Raw genomic sequence first — 14,983 nt, forward strand, 5'->3', positions numbered from 1 at the left:
ACGCGATGGCGGCTGCCGGAATCGGGATACAATGCGGCTTTTTCAGATACTTCCGGCGAGGTTAGCGCGTGACACTTGGCACTCTTTATGTGGTGGCTACCCCCATCGGCAACCTGGACGACATCAGCGCCCGGGCGCTCAAGGTGCTGGCCGACGTGTCGCTCATCGCCGCCGAAGACACTCGTCATTCGGTGCGCCTGCTGCAGCATTTCGGCATCGAAACTCCGCTGGCGGCGTGCCACGAGCACAACGAGCGCGAGCAGGGCGGCCGCTTTCTGGCCAAGCTGCAGGCCGGCGAGGACGTTGCGCTGATCTCCGATGCGGGCACTCCGCTGATCTCCGACCCGGGCTATCACCTGGTGCGCCAGGCGCGCGCTGCAGGCATCACGGTGGTTCCGGTGCCGGGCGCCTGCGCGTTGATCGCCGCGCTGTCCGCCGCCGGGCTGCCGTCGGACCGCTTCGTCTTCGAAGGCTTCCTTCCGGCCAAGATGGCCGGTCGTCGTGGGCGGCTGGAGGCACTGGTGGACGAGCCGCGCACTCTGATCTTCTACGAGGCGCCGCATCGCGTGCTGGAGTGCATCGAGGACATGGCGGCGATCTTCGGCGATGATCGGCCGGCATTGCTGGCACGCGAGCTGACCAAGACTTTCGAAACCCTGAAGGGGCTCCCGCTGGGCGAGTTGCGCGAGTTCGTTGCTGCAGACAGCAACCAGCAACGTGGCGAATGTGTGCTGTTGGTGGCGGGCAGGCCAGCGCCGGAAGGAGATGATGTGGTGGATGCACAGGCGTTGCGCGTGCTCGATCTTCTGCTGGCCGAATTGCCGGTGAAGCGCGCGGCGGCGCTGGCGGCGGAGATCACCGGGGCGCGCAAGAACCAGCTGTACCAGATCGCACTGGAGCGCCAAGGCAAGGCTTGAGCTTGTTCTGCGCGTCGTCAGCCGCTAACCTTACGGACTGAGAGTTGGTTGGACAGTCGCTGTTTCGTGGTGTTCCATCACGGGATGGAGGAAAGTCCGGGCTCCATAGGGCAGAGTGCCAGGTAACGCCTGGGAGGCGTGAGCCTACGGAAAGTGCCACAGAAAATAACCGCCTAAGCGCAACAGCGCCGGTAAGGGTGAAAAGGTGCGGTAAGAGCGCACCGCACGGCTGGCAACAGTTCGTGGCTAGGTAAACCCCACTCGGAGCAAGACCAAATAGGAATCCATTGGCGCGGCCCGCGTTGGATTCGGGTAGGTCGCTTGAGGCATTCAGTGATGAATGTCCCAGAGGAATGGCTGTCCTCGACAGAACCCGGCTTACAGACCGACTCTCAGCACTTTTCCCCCACTTCTTCCCACGATGACCATTTGTCGCTGATTGGAAGAAGTTACAAAGTTGAGAAATCACTTTAAGTATGAAAGCCCAGTGTTTTGAAAACACTGGGCTTTTCTCTTTCTAGGCGCGTCAAATTTCCCCCCGAAACCTTCCAAAAGCACGCTAAATCTCGGTCCTGTAAGGATTTTTCCCCTCTGGCTCGCCTTGACGGTGGGGAGCGCGGATTTCTATAGTGTGCGGAAGTGGTACGAAGTGGGTAAAAGTGGGATCAACAGGCATGGATAGCCAACCACAGGGGAAGCGCTGACGTGTTTCGCGGAGCTAACGCCATTAGTCTCGACGCCAAAGGGCGCCTCGCGATGCCGAGTCGGTATCGTGACGAGCTCGTTTCGCGTTGCAATGGCCAGCTCATCGTTACTATCGACGCTGTCGACACCTGCCTCACCGTATACCCCCTCCCTGAATGGGAACTCATCGAAGCCAAGCTGCGCGAACTGCCATCGCTGCGTGAAGAAACGCGGCGCCTGCAGCGTTTGCTGATTGGTAATGCCGTGGACCTGGAGCTCGATAGCGCCGGGCGTTTTCTCGTTCCTCCGCGCCTGCGCGAATACGCCGGCCTGGACAAGCGGGCGATGCTGGTCGGCCAGCTGAACAAGTTCCAGCTGTGGGACGAAGACAAGTGGAATGCGGTTGCCGAGGCCGACCTCGCAGCCATTAAAGAGCCCGGCGGCCTGCCGGACGAATTGCGCGACCTTATTCTGTGAGCCTGCCTGTGACCAGTACCTTCCAACACATCACCGTTCTACTCGAGGAGGCCGTCGAAGCACTGGCTCCCGTGGAGGGCGGCCGCTATGTGGACGGAACCTTCGGAAGGGGAGGGCACAGTCGCGCCTTGCTCGGCAAGCTCGGCCCGGGTGGTCAACTGCTCGGGTTCGATAAAGACCCCCAAGCGATCGCGACGGGAAAAACACTGGCGGCCGAAGACGGCCGCTTCGTCATTGTGCAAAGGTCCTTCGCCGAGATGGCGGAAGAGTTCACCGCGCGCGGCCTGCAGGGCCGCGTGAACGGCGTCCTGCTGGACCTGGGCGTGTCCTCGCCGCAACTGGATGACCCGGAGCGCGGCTTCAGCTTCCTCAATGACGGCCCGCTGGACATGCGCATGAATCCGGACCAGGGCGTCAGCGCCGCGCAGTGGATTGCCACCGCCGCTGAGGACGAGATCGCCCGCGTGTTCAAGGACTACGGCGAAGAACGTTTCGCCAAGCGCATGGCTCGCGCCATCGTGCAGCGTCGTGCGGAAAAGCCCTTCGAGCGCACCGCTGACCTGGCGGCCGTGATCACCGAGGCCAATCCGGCCTGGGAGAAGGGCAAGAACCCGGCAACTCGCGCCTTCCAGGGCCTGCGGATCTTCATCAACAACGAGCTGGGCGATCTGGAGCGTGGCCTCGACGCCGCGCTGGAAGGCCTGGCTGTCGGCGGCCGCCTGGTGGTGATCAGCTTCCACTCGCTGGAAGACCGCATCGTCAAGCAGTTCATGCGTAAGCACGCCAAGGGCGAGGCGGATAACCTGCCGCGCAATCTGCCGATCCAGGTGAAGCCTTTCGAGCCGCGTCTGAAGCTGATCGGCAAGCCGGTATACGCCTCCGAGGCCGAGCTCAAGGCCAACCCGCGTTCGCGTAGCGCCGTCATGCGCATTGCGGAGAAGCTGAGATGAGCCGCCTCTTCGCCAAGCGCCTGCCGACCGGCAGCTTCTTCATGTTGCTGCTGTTCATTGGCGTGCTGCTGTCGGCAATCTCCGTGTCCTATAGCGCGTACTGGAATCGCCAACTGCTCAATTCGCTGTACACCGAGCTCAGCGTGCGCGACAAGGCGCAGGCCGAGTACGGCCGTCTGATCCTCGAACAGAGCACCTGGACCGCGCATAGCCGCATCGAAGCACTGGCGACCGACCAGTTGAAGATGCGCGTGCCCGATCCGACCGAAGTCATCATGGTGGCGCCATGAAGCATCTGCCCGGAGCCCGCTACCCCTGGCGCTTCCGCGTCGTCGTCTGCCTGCTGCTGGCGATGGTGGCGGCCATCGCCTGGCGCATCGTCGACCTGCATGTCATCGATCATGACTTCCTCAAGGGGCAGGGCGACGCGCGCAGCGTGCGCCACATCTCCATCCCCGCGCACCGCGGCCTGATCACAGATCGCAACGGTGAGCCGCTGGCCGTCAGTACGCCGGTCGCCACGCTCTGGGCCAACCCCAAGGAATTGGTGCTCGAACGCGGCAAGTGGGGCTTCCTGGCCGATGCGCTGGGGCAGCCGCAAGCCGCTCTGGCGGAGCGCCTGGATCAGAATGCCGACAAGGAGTTCATCTACCTGGTCCGTGGCCTGACCCCGGAGCAGGGCGAAGCCGTTATGGCCCAGGTGAAGGCTCACCGTATTCCCGGCGTGTACTCGGTTGAAGAGTTCCGTCGTTTCTATCCCGCCGGTGAAGTGGCTGCCCAGGTGGTGGGCTTCACTGACGTCGACGATCGCGGTCGCGAGGGCGTGGAACTGGCCTTCGACAGCTGGCTGGCCGGCGTGCCAGGCAAGCGCCAGGTGCTCAAGGACCGCCGTGGCCACTTGATCCGGGACGTACAGGTCACCCGCAACGCCAAGGCGGGCAAGACCCTGGCCCTGTCCATCGACCTGCGCCTGCAGTACCTCGCCAACCGCGAACTGCGCAACGCGCTGGTGGAGAACGGCGCCAAGGCCGGCAGCCTGGTGATCCTCGACGTGAAGACCGGCGAAGTGCTGGCCATGGCCAACCAGCCGACCTACAACCCGAACAACCGCCGCAACCTGCAGCCGGCGATGATGCGCAACCGCGCCATGATCGACGTGTTCGAGCCGGGCTCGACCATGAAGCCGTTCTCCATGAGCGCGGCGCTGGAGACCGGTCGCTGGAAGCCCACCGACAAGGTCGAGGTCTACCCCGGTACCCTGCAGATCGGCCGCTATACCATTCGCGACGTATCCCGTACCGAAGGACCGGTGCTGGACCTGACCGGCATCCTGATCCGCTCCAGTAACGTGGGCATGAGCAAGGTCGCCTTCGATATCGGCGGCGAAGCCATTTATAGCCTGATGCAGAAGGTCGGCCTCGGCCAGGACACCGGCCTGGGCTTCCCCGGCGAGCGCGTCGGCAACCTGCCGAACTACCGCGAGTGGCGCAAGGCCGAAACCGCAACCCTGTCCTACGGCTACGGCCTGTCCGTTACCGCCATCCAGTTGGCCCATGCTTACGGGGCGCTGGCCAACAATGGCCGCAGCGTGCCGCTGACCATGGTCCGCGCCGATCGTCCGGCCGACTCGACCCAGGTCATCCCCGAGCCAGTCGCCAAGACTATGCAGGGCATGCTCCAGCAGGTCATCGAGGCGCCCAATGGCGTGTACCGTGCCCAGGTGCCGGGCTATCACGTGGCCGGCAAGTCCGGTACCGCGCGTAAGGCCCAGGTCGGCACTAAGGGCTACGCCGAGAACTCCTACCGCTCCCTGTTCGCCGGCTTCGCGCCGATGAGCAATCCGCGCTATGTCGCCGTAGTGGTCATCGATGAACCCAGCAAGGCCGGCTACTTCGGTGGCCTGGTTTCCGCGCCGGTGTTCAGCAAGGTGATGTCCGGCACGCTGCGCCTGATGAACGTGCCGCCGGACAATCTGCCGCCGGCGGCTCCACAGCAGCAAGCCGATGCTGCGCCCGCTACCAAAGGAGGGCGTGGCTGATGCCGATGAGCCTGAACCAACTGCTGCTGCAAGCTGAAAGCGGCGAGCTGATCCGCGAGCTGACCCTGGATAGCCGCACCGTGAAGCCGGGTGACCTGTTCCTGGCCGTGCCGGGTGGTCGCCAGGATGGCCGCGCGCACATTGCCGCTGCGCTCACTCAAGGTGCCGCCGCCGTCGCTTACGAAGCGGAAGGCGCCGTCGATCTGCCGCCCAGCGATGTGCCGATGATCGCCATCAAGGGTCTGGCCAAGCAGTTGTCTGCCATTGCCGGGCGCTTCTATGGCGAGCCGAGCCGTGGCGTCGACCTGGTCGGTGTGACCGGTACCAACGGCAAGACCAGCGTCAGCCAACTGGTCGCCCAGGCGCTGGACCTGCTGGGCGAGCGCTGCGGCATCGTCGGTACCCTTGGCACCGGTTTCTATGGCGCGCTGGAAAGCGGTCGCCATACCACTCCCGACCCGCTCGCCGTGCAGGCGACCCTGGCGCGCCTGAAGCAGGCCGGCGCCAAGGCGGTAGCCATGGAGGTCTCTTCCCACGGGCTGGAACAGGGTCGTGTAGCGGCGCTGGGCTTCGACGTGGCGGTGTTCACCAACCTGTCCCGCGACCATCTGGACTACCACGGTTCCATGGAAGCCTACGGCGACGCCAAGGCCAAGCTGTTCGCCTGGCCGGGCCTGCGCTGCCGGGTGATCAACCTGGACGACGATTTCGGCCGCCAGCTAGCCGCCGAGTCCCAGGAGTCGCGCCTGATGGGTTACAGCCTGATCGACCCGTCGGCCTACATCTATTGCCGCGAAGCGACGTTCAGCGACGCCGGCGTGCAGGCGCAGATCGTCACTCCGCAAGGCGAAGGCTTGCTGCGCAGCTCCCTGCTGGGCAAGTTCAACCTAAGCAACCTGCTGGCCGTGGTCGGCGCGCTGCTCGGTCTGGACTACCCGCTGGGCGAGGTGCTCGCCGTGCTGCCGCAGCTGGAAGGGCCGATCGGTCGCATGCAGCGTCTGGGTGGCGGCGACAAGCCGCTGGTGGTGGTGGATTACGCCCACACCCCGGATGCTCTGGAAAAAGTCCTGCTGGCCCTGCGCCCGCACGTGCACGGTCAACTGCTTTGCCTGTTCGGCTGCGGTGGCGACCGCGACAGCGGCAAGCGCCCGATCATGGCGCAGATTGCCGAGCAGTACGCCGACCGCGTGCTGGTCACCGACGATAACCCGCGCACCGAGAAGAGCGATGCGATCATCGCCGACATCCGTGCCGGTTTCGCCAAGCCCGATGCGGTCGAGTTCGTTCCCGGTCGTGGCGAGGCCATTGCTCGCCTGATCGCTTCGGCTGGTGTGGATGACGTCGTGCTGCTGGCCGGCAAGGGACACGAGGATTACCAGGAGATCGACGGCGTACGCCATCCGTTCTCCGATCTGGATCAAGCCGCCAAGGCGCTGGCTGCCTGGGAGGTGAAGCGTGCTTAAGCCCCTGTCGCTCAACGAAGTTGCCGGCGCACTCAATGGCCGCGTGGTTGGCGCGGACGTTACCTTCGATGCCGTGAGCACCGACAGCCGCGCCATCGTGCCGGGCCAGCTGTTCATCGCGCTGACCGGTCCGCGTTTCGACGGTCATGACTATCTGGCCGACGTCGCCGCCAAGGGCGCCGTTGCCGCGCTGGTGGAGCGCGATGTCGCTGGTGCACCGCTGCCGCAACTGGTGGTGAGCGATACTCGCGTGGCGCTGGGCCAACTGGGTGCGCTGAACCGCAATGCCTTCACCGGCCGTGTCGCCGCTGTCACCGGTTCCAGCGGCAAGACCACCGTGAAGGAAATGCTTGCCAGCATCCTGCGTACCCAGGGCGATGTCCTGGCGACCCGTGGCAACCTGAACAACGATCTGGGCGCACCGCTGACCCTGTTGCAGCTGGCGCCGGAGCACAAGAGCGCGGTCATCGAGCTGGGCGCCTCGCGGATCGGCGAGATCGCTTACACCGTCGGCCTGACCCGCCCGCACGTTGCCATCATCACCAACGCCGGTACCGCTCACGTGGGCGAGTTCGGTGGGCAGGACAAGATCGTCCTGGCCAAGGGTGAGATTCTCGAAGGCCTGGCCAGCGACGGTGTGGCCATTCTCAACCGCGACGATCCGGCGTTCGACACCTGGACGAATCGCGCCGCGGGCCGGCGCGTCTCCAGCTTCGGCCTGCACGACGAACGTGCGGACTTCCGCGCCAGCGATGTGCAGCGTGATGCCCGCGGTTGCCCCGGCTTCACCCTGCGCGGCCCGGCGGGCGAGGCGCGCATCCAGCTGAACCTGCTGGGTGAGCACAATGTTTCCAACGCCCTGGCCGCCGCCGCTGCCGCTCACGCCCTCGGCGTGCCGCTGGTCGGGATCGTTTCCGGCCTGCAGAGCCTGCAGCCGGTCAAAGGCCGCGCCGTAGCCCAACTGGCGACGAATGGCATGCGAGTGATCGACGACAGCTACAACGCCAACCCGGCTTCAATCTGCGCCGCGATTGATATACTCGCCGGCTTTTCCGGCCGGACCGTCCTCGTCCTTGGGGACATGGGCGAGCTGGGGGCCTGGGCTGAGTCTTCCCACCGTGAAGTGGGGGCTTATGCCGTGGGCAAAGTCACCGCGCTCTATGCCGTCGGACCGCTCATGAGCCACGCCGTGCAGGCGTTCGGTTCCGCGGGCCGGCATTTCGCCGATCAGGCCAGCCTGATAAGTGCCCTGGCCGACGAAGCATCGACAACCACCATTTTGATCAAGGGTTCCCGCAGCGCGGCGATGGACAAAGTCGTCGCGGCGTTGTGCGCATCCTCCGAGGAGAGTCACTAAATGCTGCTGCTGCTCGCCGAGTACCTGCAACAGTTCTACAAGGGCTTCGGCGTCTTCCAGTACCTGACCCTGCGCGGCATTCTGAGCGTACTGACCGCGCTCGTCCTGTCCCTGTGGCTGGGACCGTGGATGATTCGCACCCTGCAGATCCGCCAGATCGGCCAGGCGGTGCGCAACGACGGTCCGCAATCTCACCTGTCGAAGAAAGGCACCCCGACCATGGGTGGTGCGCTGATCCTTACCGCCATCGCCATCAGCACCCTGTTGTGGGCCGACTGGTCGAACCGCTACGTCTGGGTCGTGCTCGCCGTGACCCTGCTGTTCGGCGCCGTCGGCTGGGTGGATGACTACCGCAAGGTGATCGAGAAGAACTCCCGCGGCCTGCCGAGCCGCTGGAAGTATTTCTGGCAGTCGGTATTCGGCCTGGGCGCTGCGATCTTCCTTTATATGACCGCCGAGACCCCGATCGAAACCACCCTGATCGTGCCGATGCTGAAGAACGTCGAGATCCCGCTGGGCATCTTCTTCGTCGTGCTGACCTACTTCGTGATCGTCGGCTCCAGCAACGCGGTGAACCTGACTGACGGTCTCGATGGCCTGGCCATCATGCCCACCGTGATGGTCGGCGGCGCGCTGGGCATCTTCTGCTACCTGTCGGGCAACATCAAATTCGCCGAATACCTGCTGATCCCCAGCGTTCCGGGGGCGGGCGAACTGATCATCTTCTGCGCCGCCATCGTTGGCGCGGGGCTGGGCTTCCTCTGGTTCAACACTTACCCGGCGCAGGTCTTCATGGGCGACGTCGGCGCGCTGGCCCTCGGCGCCGCGCTGGGCACCATCGCGGTGATCGTCCGCCAGGAAATCGTGCTGTTCATCATGGGCGGGGTGTTCGTCATGGAAACCCTGTCGGTGGTGATCCAGGTCGCCTCCTTCAAGCTGACCGGCAAGCGGGTATTCCGCATGGCGCCGATTCACCATCACTTCGAACTCAAGGGCTGGCCGGAGCCGCGCGTGATCGTGCGCTTCTGGATCATCACGGTGATTCTCGTGCTGATCGGCCTGGCCACGTTGAAACTGCGTTGAGGACTGATCGAGCATGAGCCTGATCGCTTCCGACCAATTCCGCATCGTTGTCGGCCTCGGCAAGAGCGGCATGTCCCTGGTGCGCTACCTGGCGCGCCAGGGTGTGCCTTTTGCCGTGGCCGACACGCGCGAGAATCCGCCGGAGCTGGCGACCCTGCGCGAGCAGTATCCGCAGGTCGAGGTGCGCTGCGGCGACCTCGACGCCGATTTCCTCTGCCGCGCCCAGGAGCTCTACGTGAGCCCCGGTCTGTCGCTGCGCGTCCCGGCGCTGGTGGAAGCCGCCGCCCGTGGCGTGCGCATGTCCGGCGACGTCGACCTGTTCGCGCGTAACGCCAGGGCGCCGATCGTCGCCATTACCGGTTCCAACGCCAAGAGCACCGTCACCACCCTGGTGGGCGACATGGCCAAGGCGGCCGGCAAGCGTGTTGCCGTCGGCGGCAACCTCGGCACCCCGGCACTGGATTTGCTGGCCGACGACGTCGAGCTGTACGTGGTGGAGCTGTCCAGCTTCCAGCTGGAAACCTGCGAGCGCCTGAACGCCGAAGTCGCCACCTGCCTGAACGTCAGCGAAGACCACATGGACCGCTACGACGGCATGGCCGACTACCACCTGGCCAAGCACCGCATCTTCCGCGGCGCCAAGCAGGTCGTGGTGAACCGTGCTGACGCGCTGAGCCGCCCGCTGATCGCCGACAACGTGCCGTGCTGGACCTTCGGCACCAACAAGCCGGACTTCAAGGCGTTCGGCCTGATCGAAGAAGACGGCGAGAAGTGGCTGGCCTTCCAGTTCGACAAGCTGATGCCGGCCCGTGAATTGAAAATCCGTGGCGCGCACAACCAGGCCAATGCCCTGGCCGCGCTGGCCCTCGGTCATGCCATTGGCCTGCCGTTCGAGCCGATGCTGCAGACCCTGCGCGAGTTCGCCGGCCTGGCCCATCGCTGCCAGTGGGTACGTGAGCGCAACGGCGTGAACTACTACGACGATTCCAAGGCCACCAACGTCGGCGCCGCCCTGGCTGCCATCGAAGGCCTGGGGGCCGATATCGACGGCAAGCTGGTGCTGATCGCCGGTGGTGACGGCAAGGGTGCCGACTTCCAGGACCTGCGCGGCCCCGTGGCGCAGCATTGCCGCGCGGTGGTGCTGCTGGGGCGCGATGCCGAGCTGGTCGGTGCGGCCATCGGCAATGCCGTGCCCAAGGTGCGCGTGAATACCCTGGACGAAGCCGTCGAGCATGCTGCCGACCTGGCGCTGCCGGGCGATGCGGTGCTGCTGTCGCCGGCCTGCGCCAGCCTGGACATGTTCAAGAACTACGAAGAACGCGGACGCCTGTTCGCCAAGGCCGTGGAGGAGCTCGCCTGATGTTCTCCTTCCTGCGCCCCTATCCGTCCCCGCTGATCAGCCGCCATGGCATCGATATCGACTTCCCGCTGCTGGCGGGTTGCCTGGCGCTGCTCGGCCTGGGGCTGGTGATGGTCACCTCGGCGTCGTCCGAGGTGGCGGCGGCGCAGTCCGGCAACCCGCTGTACTTCTCGGTCCGTCACCTGATCTACCTGGCCATCGGCTTCGTCGCCTGCGGCCTGACCATGATGGTGCCGATGGAGACCTGGCAGCGCCTGGGCTGGAAGCTACTGGCCATCGCCTTCGGGCTGCTGGTGCTGGTGATCACTCCCGGCATCGGCCGCGAGGTGAACGGCTCGATGCGCTGGATCGGTTTCGGTCTGTTCAACATCCAGCCCTCGGAGATCGCCAAGGTCTTCGTGGTGATCTTCATGGCCGGTTATCTGGTGCGCCGCCAGGAAGAAGTGCGCGAAAGCTGGCTGGGCTTCTTCAAGCCCTTCGTGGTGTTGCTGCCGATGGCCGGCCTGCTGCTGCGCGAGCCTGACTTCGGCGCCACCGTGGTGATGATGGGCGCCGCTGCCGCCATGCTGTTCCTCGGCGGCGTCGGTCTGTTCCGCTTCGGCCTGATGGTGGCCCTGGCCATCGGTGCGGTGGTGCTGCTGATCCAGACCCAGCCCTACCGGATGGCGCGCCTGACCAACTTCACCGACCCCTGGGCCGACCAGTTCGGCGCGGGCTACCAGCTCAGCCAGGCGCTGATCGCCTTCGGCCGTGGTGGCTGGACCGGCATGGGCCTGGGCAACAGCATCCAGAAGCAGTTCTACCTGCCCGAAGCGCACACCGACTTCGTGTTTGCAGTCCTCGCGGAAGAACTGGGCATCGTCGGCGCCATGGCCACCGTCGCCCTGTTCGTCTTCGTCAGCCTGCGCGCGCTGTACATCGGCATCTGGGCCGAACAGTCGAAACAGTACTTCTCCGCCTACGTGGCCTACGGCCTGGCCTTCCTGTGGATCGGCCAGTTCCTGATCAACGTCGGTGTGAACGTCGGCCTGCTGCCGACCAAGGGCCTGACCCTGCCGTTCCTCAGCTACGGCGGCAGCTCGCTGGTGATCTGCTGCGCCCAGCTGGGAATGCTGCTGCGCATCGAATGGGAACGTCGCACCGTGATGGGTAGCGAGGAATATGAATTCAGCGAAGAGGACTTTGCCGATGAAAGGTAACGTCCTGATCATGGCCGGTGGCACCGGCGGACACGTGTTCCCGGCGCTGGCCTGCGCCCGTGAGTTCCAGGCGCGCGGCTACAGCGTGCACTGGCTCGGCACGCCGCGCGGCATCGAGAACGATCTGGTACCCAAGGCCGGCCTGCCGCTGCATCTGATCAACGTCAGCGGTCTGCGCGGCAAGGGCATCAAGTCGCTGCTGCGTGCGCCGTTCGACCTGCTCAAGTCGCTGTTCCAGGCCATCGGCGTGGTTCGCCAGCTCAAGCCGGTCTGCGTGCTCGGCTTGGGTGGTTACGTGACTGGCCCGGGTGGCCTGGCCGCCAAGCTGTCCGGCGTGCCGCTGGTGATCCATGAGCAGAACGCCGTTGCCGGCACCGCCAACCGCAGCCTCGCACCGCTGGCCAAGCGGGTCTGCGAAGCCTTCCCGGACACCTTCAACGCCAGCGCCAAGCGCCTGACCACTGGCAACCCGGTGCGCGCCGAACTGTTCCTGGAAGAGGGCGCTCGCGCGCCGCTGCCGGGTCGCCGCGTCAACCTGCTGGTGCTGGGCGGCAGCCTGGGCGCCGAGCCGTTGAACAAACTGATCCCGGAAGCGCTGGCGCAGATTCCCGCCGACGCTCGTCCGGCGATTCGCCATCAGGCCGGTCGTCAGCACGATCAGGTCACTGCGGAGCGTTATCGCGCCGCCGGTGTCGAAGCCGACGTCGCTCCGTTCATCGCCGACATGGCTGCCGCCTACGCCTGGGCGGACCTGGTGATCTGCCGCGCTGGCGCGCTGACCGTCAGCGAGCTGACCGCCGCCGGCCTGCCGTCCTTCCTGGTGCCGCTGCCCCACGCGATCGACGACCACCAGACCAAGAACGCCGAATTCCTGGTGCGGGAGGGCGCCGCCCACCTGCTGCCACAGAAATCTACCAGCGCCGCCGACCTGGCCGCGCAGTTGTCCGAGGTATTGATGCATCCCGATTCCCTGACCCGCATGGCCGACCGCGCTCGCAGTCTGGCCAAGCCCGAGGCTACCCGTACGGTGGTCGATGCCTGCCTGGAGGTGGCCCGTGGTTAAAGAACCCACCGGCGTCACCCGTACCATGCGGCGCATCCGTCGCATCCACTTCGTCGGCATCGGCGGCGTGGGCATGTGCGGTATCGCGGAAGTGTTGCTGAACCTCGGCTACGAAGTGTCCGGTTCCGACCTCAAGGCCTCGCCCGTGACCGAGCGCCTGGAGAAGTTCGGCGCAGAAATCTTCATTGGCCACCGTGCGGAGAACGCCGATGGCGCCGACGTGCTGGTGGTGTCCAGCGCGGTGAACAAGGCCAACCCGGAAGTCGCCGCGGCGCTGGATCGCCGTGTGCCGGTGGTGCCGCGTGCCGAAATGCTCGCCGAGCTGATGCGCTACCGCCACGGCATCGCCGTTGCCGGTACCCACGGCAAGACCACCACCACCAGCCTGATCGCCTCGGTATTCGCTGCCGGCGGCCTGGACCCGACCTTCGTCATCGGTGGTCGCCTGAACGCCGCCGGCACCAACGCGCAACTGGGCACCAGCCGCTATCTGGTGGCCGAGGCCGACGAGAGCGACGCCAGCTTCCTGCACCTGCAGCCGATGGTCTCGGTGGTCACCAACATCGACGCCGACCACATGAGCACCTACGGCGGCGACTTCAACAAGCTCAAGCGCACCTTCGTCGACTTCCTGCACAACCTGCCGTTCTACGGCCTGGCCGTGCTTTGCGTCGACGACCCGGTGGTCCGCGAGATCCTGCCGCAGGTCGCTCGTCCGACCGTGACCTACGGACTGAGCGACGACGCCGACGTTCGCGCGATCAACATCCGCCAGGAAGGCATGCGTACCTACTTCACCGTGCTGCGCCCCGAGCGCGAACCGCTGGACGTCTCGGTGAACATGCCTGGCCTGCACAACGTGCTGAACTCCCTGGCGACCATCGTCATCGCCACCGACGAAGGCATCTCCGACGAGGCCATCGTTCAGGGCCTGTCTGGTTTCCAGGGCGTGGGCCGGCGCTTCCAGGTCTATGGCGACCTGCAGGTGGAAGGCGGCAGCGTGATGCTGGTCGACGACTACGGCCACCACCCGCGGGAAGTCGCGGCGGTGATCAAGGCCGTGCGTGGCGGTTGGCCGGAGCGCCGTCTGGTGATGGTCTACCAGCCGCACCGCTACACCCGTACCCGCGACCTGTACGACGACTTCGTGCAGGTGCTGGGCGAGGCCAATGTGCTGATGCTGATGGAGGTCTATCCGGCCGGCGAGGAGCCGATCCCCGGCGCCGACAGCCGTCACCTGTGCCACAGCATCCGCCAGCGCGGCCAGTTGGACCCGATTTATCTGGAGCGCGGCGGCGACCTTGCCTCGCTGCTCAAGCCGCTGCTGCGTCCCGGCGACATCCTGCTCTGCCAGGGTGCCGGCGATATCGGCGGGCTGGCTCCGCAACTGATCAAGAATCCGATGTTCGGCGCCACCGAAGCTGGCGCTGAGGGGAAGAAGCCATGAGTGACGTCCTCAAATCCGCCCTCGATCCCCGCGCTTTCGGTCGCGTCGCCGTGCTCTACGGCGGCAAGAGTGCCGAGCGCGAGGTGTCGCTGAAGTCCGGCGCCATGGTCCTGCAGGCCCTGCAGGCCGCAGGTGTAGATGCCTTCGGTATCGATGTGGGCGATGACCTGCTGCAGCGCCTGATCAGCGAGAAGATCGACCGCGCCTTCATCATCCTCCACGGCCGTGGCGGTGAAGACGGCAGCATGCAGGGCCTGCTGGAGATCGCCGGCATTCCCTACACCGGTAGCGGCGTGCTCGCGTCCGCCCTGGCCATGGACAAGCTGCGCACCAAGCGCGTGTGGCTGAGCCTCGGCCTGCCGACCCCGAACTACGCCGTGCTCAGCAGCGAGGCCGATTGCCGTGCCGCTGCTGCGGAGCTGGGCTTCCCGCTGATCGTCAAGCCGGCCCATGAAGGTTCCAGCATCGGCATGGCCAAGGTGAACAGCGTGGAAGAGCTGATCACTGCCTGGCAGGGCGCCGCCCAGTACGACTCGCAAGTGCTTGTCGAACAGTGGATCAGCGGCCCCGAGTTCACCATTGCCGTCCTGCGTGGCCAGGTGCTGCCGCCCATCCGTCTGGGTACCCCGCACACCTTCTACGACTACGACGCCAAGTACCTCGCCAGCGATACCCAGTACCAGATTCCTTGCGGCCTCGATGCCGCCAAGGAAGAGGAACTCAAGGACCTGACCGCACGTGCCTGCGATGCCCTTGGCATCCAGGGCTGGGGCCGGGCTGACGTAATGCAGGACGCCGAGGGGCGTTTCTGGCTTCTGGAAGTGAACACCGCACCGGGCATGACCGACCACAGCCTGGTGCCCATGGCCGCGCGCGCGGCCGGCCTGGATTTCCAGCAACTGGTGCTGGCCATCCTCGCCGACAGCGTCGAGGCAAGGGGGTAAG

Annotated in this window: 13 protein-coding genes and 1 other RNA gene; all 14 read left to right on the forward strand. The window is 65.4% G+C overall.

Annotated features, from left to right (window positions below; translation table 11 throughout):
- Window positions 1-68: 68 nt before the first annotated feature.
- The 14 genes from rsmI (at window position 69) to SD196_RS05445 (ending at window position 14,982) form a co-directional block, all read left to right on the forward strand.
- Window positions 69-917: a 16S rRNA (cytidine(1402)-2'-O)-methyltransferase gene (rsmI, locus tag SD196_RS05380; protein ID WP_343574710.1), complete on the forward strand. Its 849-nt coding sequence runs from the start codon at window positions 69-71 to the stop codon at window positions 915-917.
- 40 nt (window positions 918-957) lie between these two features.
- Window positions 958-1,314: RNase P RNA component class A (gene rnpB / locus SD196_RS05385), an RNA gene on the forward strand.
- Between the two features lie 308 nt (window positions 1,315-1,622).
- Window positions 1,623-2,078 carry a division/cell wall cluster transcriptional repressor MraZ gene (gene mraZ, locus SD196_RS05390; protein WP_015475869.1) on the forward strand — a complete coding sequence of 152 codons (456 nt, stop codon included), beginning with the start codon at window positions 1,623-1,625 and terminating at the stop codon, window positions 2,076-2,078.
- Window positions 2,079-2,086: 8 nt separating this feature from the next.
- Window positions 2,087-3,028 (forward strand): 16S rRNA (cytosine(1402)-N(4))-methyltransferase RsmH, encoded by a 942-nt coding sequence (rsmH, locus tag SD196_RS05395; protein ID WP_331318025.1) that lies wholly within the window; start codon window positions 2,087-2,089, stop codon window positions 3,026-3,028.
- Window positions 3,025-3,318: a cell division protein FtsL gene (gene ftsL, locus SD196_RS05400; RefSeq protein ID WP_275610387.1), complete on the forward strand. Its 294-nt coding sequence runs from the start codon at window positions 3,025-3,027 to the stop codon at window positions 3,316-3,318. The genes rsmH and ftsL overlap by 4 nt, the downstream gene beginning before the upstream one ends.
- On the forward strand, window positions 3,315-5,066 hold the full coding sequence (locus tag SD196_RS05405; RefSeq protein WP_275610388.1) for a peptidoglycan D,D-transpeptidase FtsI family protein: 1,752 nt from the start codon (window positions 3,315-3,317) through the stop codon (window positions 5,064-5,066). Before ftsL ends, SD196_RS05405 begins: the two co-directional genes overlap by 4 nt.
- Window positions 5,066-6,529, forward strand: a complete 1,464-nt coding sequence (locus SD196_RS05410; RefSeq protein WP_331318022.1) for a UDP-N-acetylmuramoyl-L-alanyl-D-glutamate--2,6-diaminopimelate ligase — start codon at window positions 5,066-5,068, stop codon at window positions 6,527-6,529. Before SD196_RS05405 ends, SD196_RS05410 begins: the two co-directional genes overlap by 1 nt.
- Window positions 6,522-7,886, forward strand: a complete 1,365-nt coding sequence (locus tag SD196_RS05415) for a UDP-N-acetylmuramoyl-tripeptide--D-alanyl-D-alanine ligase (protein WP_343574698.1) — start codon at window positions 6,522-6,524, stop codon at window positions 7,884-7,886. Before SD196_RS05410 ends, SD196_RS05415 begins: the two co-directional genes overlap by 8 nt.
- Window positions 7,887-8,969, forward strand: coding sequence for a phospho-N-acetylmuramoyl-pentapeptide-transferase (gene mraY / locus SD196_RS05420; RefSeq protein ID WP_275610391.1), 1,083 nt, complete (start codon window positions 7,887-7,889; stop codon window positions 8,967-8,969).
- A gap of 13 nt (window positions 8,970-8,982) precedes the next feature.
- A complete protein-coding gene (murD, locus tag SD196_RS05425; protein ID WP_275610392.1) occupies window positions 8,983-10,329 on the forward strand; it encodes a UDP-N-acetylmuramoyl-L-alanine--D-glutamate ligase in 1,347 nt (448 codons plus the stop codon).
- Window positions 10,329-11,528 carry a putative lipid II flippase FtsW gene (ftsW, locus tag SD196_RS05430; RefSeq protein ID WP_207883773.1) on the forward strand — a complete coding sequence of 400 codons (1,200 nt, stop codon included), beginning with the start codon at window positions 10,329-10,331 and terminating at the stop codon, window positions 11,526-11,528. The genes murD and ftsW overlap by 1 nt, the downstream gene beginning before the upstream one ends.
- The gene (murG, locus tag SD196_RS05435) at window positions 11,518-12,591 is read left to right on the forward strand and encodes an undecaprenyldiphospho-muramoylpentapeptide beta-N-acetylglucosaminyltransferase (RefSeq protein WP_343574691.1); all 1,074 of its coding nucleotides are present in this window, start codon (window positions 11,518-11,520) and stop codon (window positions 12,589-12,591) included. The genes ftsW and murG overlap by 11 nt, the downstream gene beginning before the upstream one ends.
- A complete protein-coding gene (gene murC / locus SD196_RS05440) occupies window positions 12,584-14,038 on the forward strand; it encodes a UDP-N-acetylmuramate--L-alanine ligase (protein ID WP_275610394.1) in 1,455 nt (484 codons plus the stop codon). Before murG ends, murC begins: the two co-directional genes overlap by 8 nt.
- Window positions 14,035-14,982: a D-alanine--D-alanine ligase gene (locus SD196_RS05445; protein WP_331318011.1), complete on the forward strand. Its 948-nt coding sequence runs from the start codon at window positions 14,035-14,037 to the stop codon at window positions 14,980-14,982. Before murC ends, SD196_RS05445 begins: the two co-directional genes overlap by 4 nt.
- The last annotated feature ends 1 nt before the right edge of the window (window position 14,983 follow it).

This window comes from Pseudomonas macauensis, assembly GCF_047902425.1.
Classification (GTDB): Bacteria; Pseudomonadota; Gammaproteobacteria; order Pseudomonadales; family Pseudomonadaceae; genus Pseudomonas.

Excerpts from the sequence above, each read along its gene's own strand:
- SD196_RS05405 (WP_275610388.1), top strand. The coding sequence starts at position 3,315 with ATGAAGCATCTGCCCGGAGCCCGCTACCCCTGGCGCTTCCGCGTCGTC.
- murG (WP_343574691.1), top strand. The coding sequence starts at position 11,518 with ATGAAAGGTAACGTCCTGATCATGGCCGGTGGCACCGGCGGACACGTG.
- mraY (WP_275610391.1), top strand. The coding sequence starts at position 7,887 with ATGCTGCTGCTGCTCGCCGAGTACCTGCAACAGTTCTACAAGGGCTTC.
- murD (WP_275610392.1), top strand. The coding sequence starts at position 8,983 with ATGAGCCTGATCGCTTCCGACCAATTCCGCATCGTTGTCGGCCTCGGC.
- ftsL (WP_275610387.1), top strand. The coding sequence starts at position 3,025 with ATGAGCCGCCTCTTCGCCAAGCGCCTGCCGACCGGCAGCTTCTTCATG.
- SD196_RS05445 (WP_331318011.1), top strand. The coding sequence starts at position 14,035 with ATGAGTGACGTCCTCAAATCCGCCCTCGATCCCCGCGCTTTCGGTCGC.
- SD196_RS05410 (WP_331318022.1), top strand. The coding sequence starts at position 5,066 with ATGCCGATGAGCCTGAACCAACTGCTGCTGCAAGCTGAAAGCGGCGAG.
- ftsW (WP_207883773.1), top strand. The coding sequence starts at position 10,329 with ATGTTCTCCTTCCTGCGCCCCTATCCGTCCCCGCTGATCAGCCGCCAT.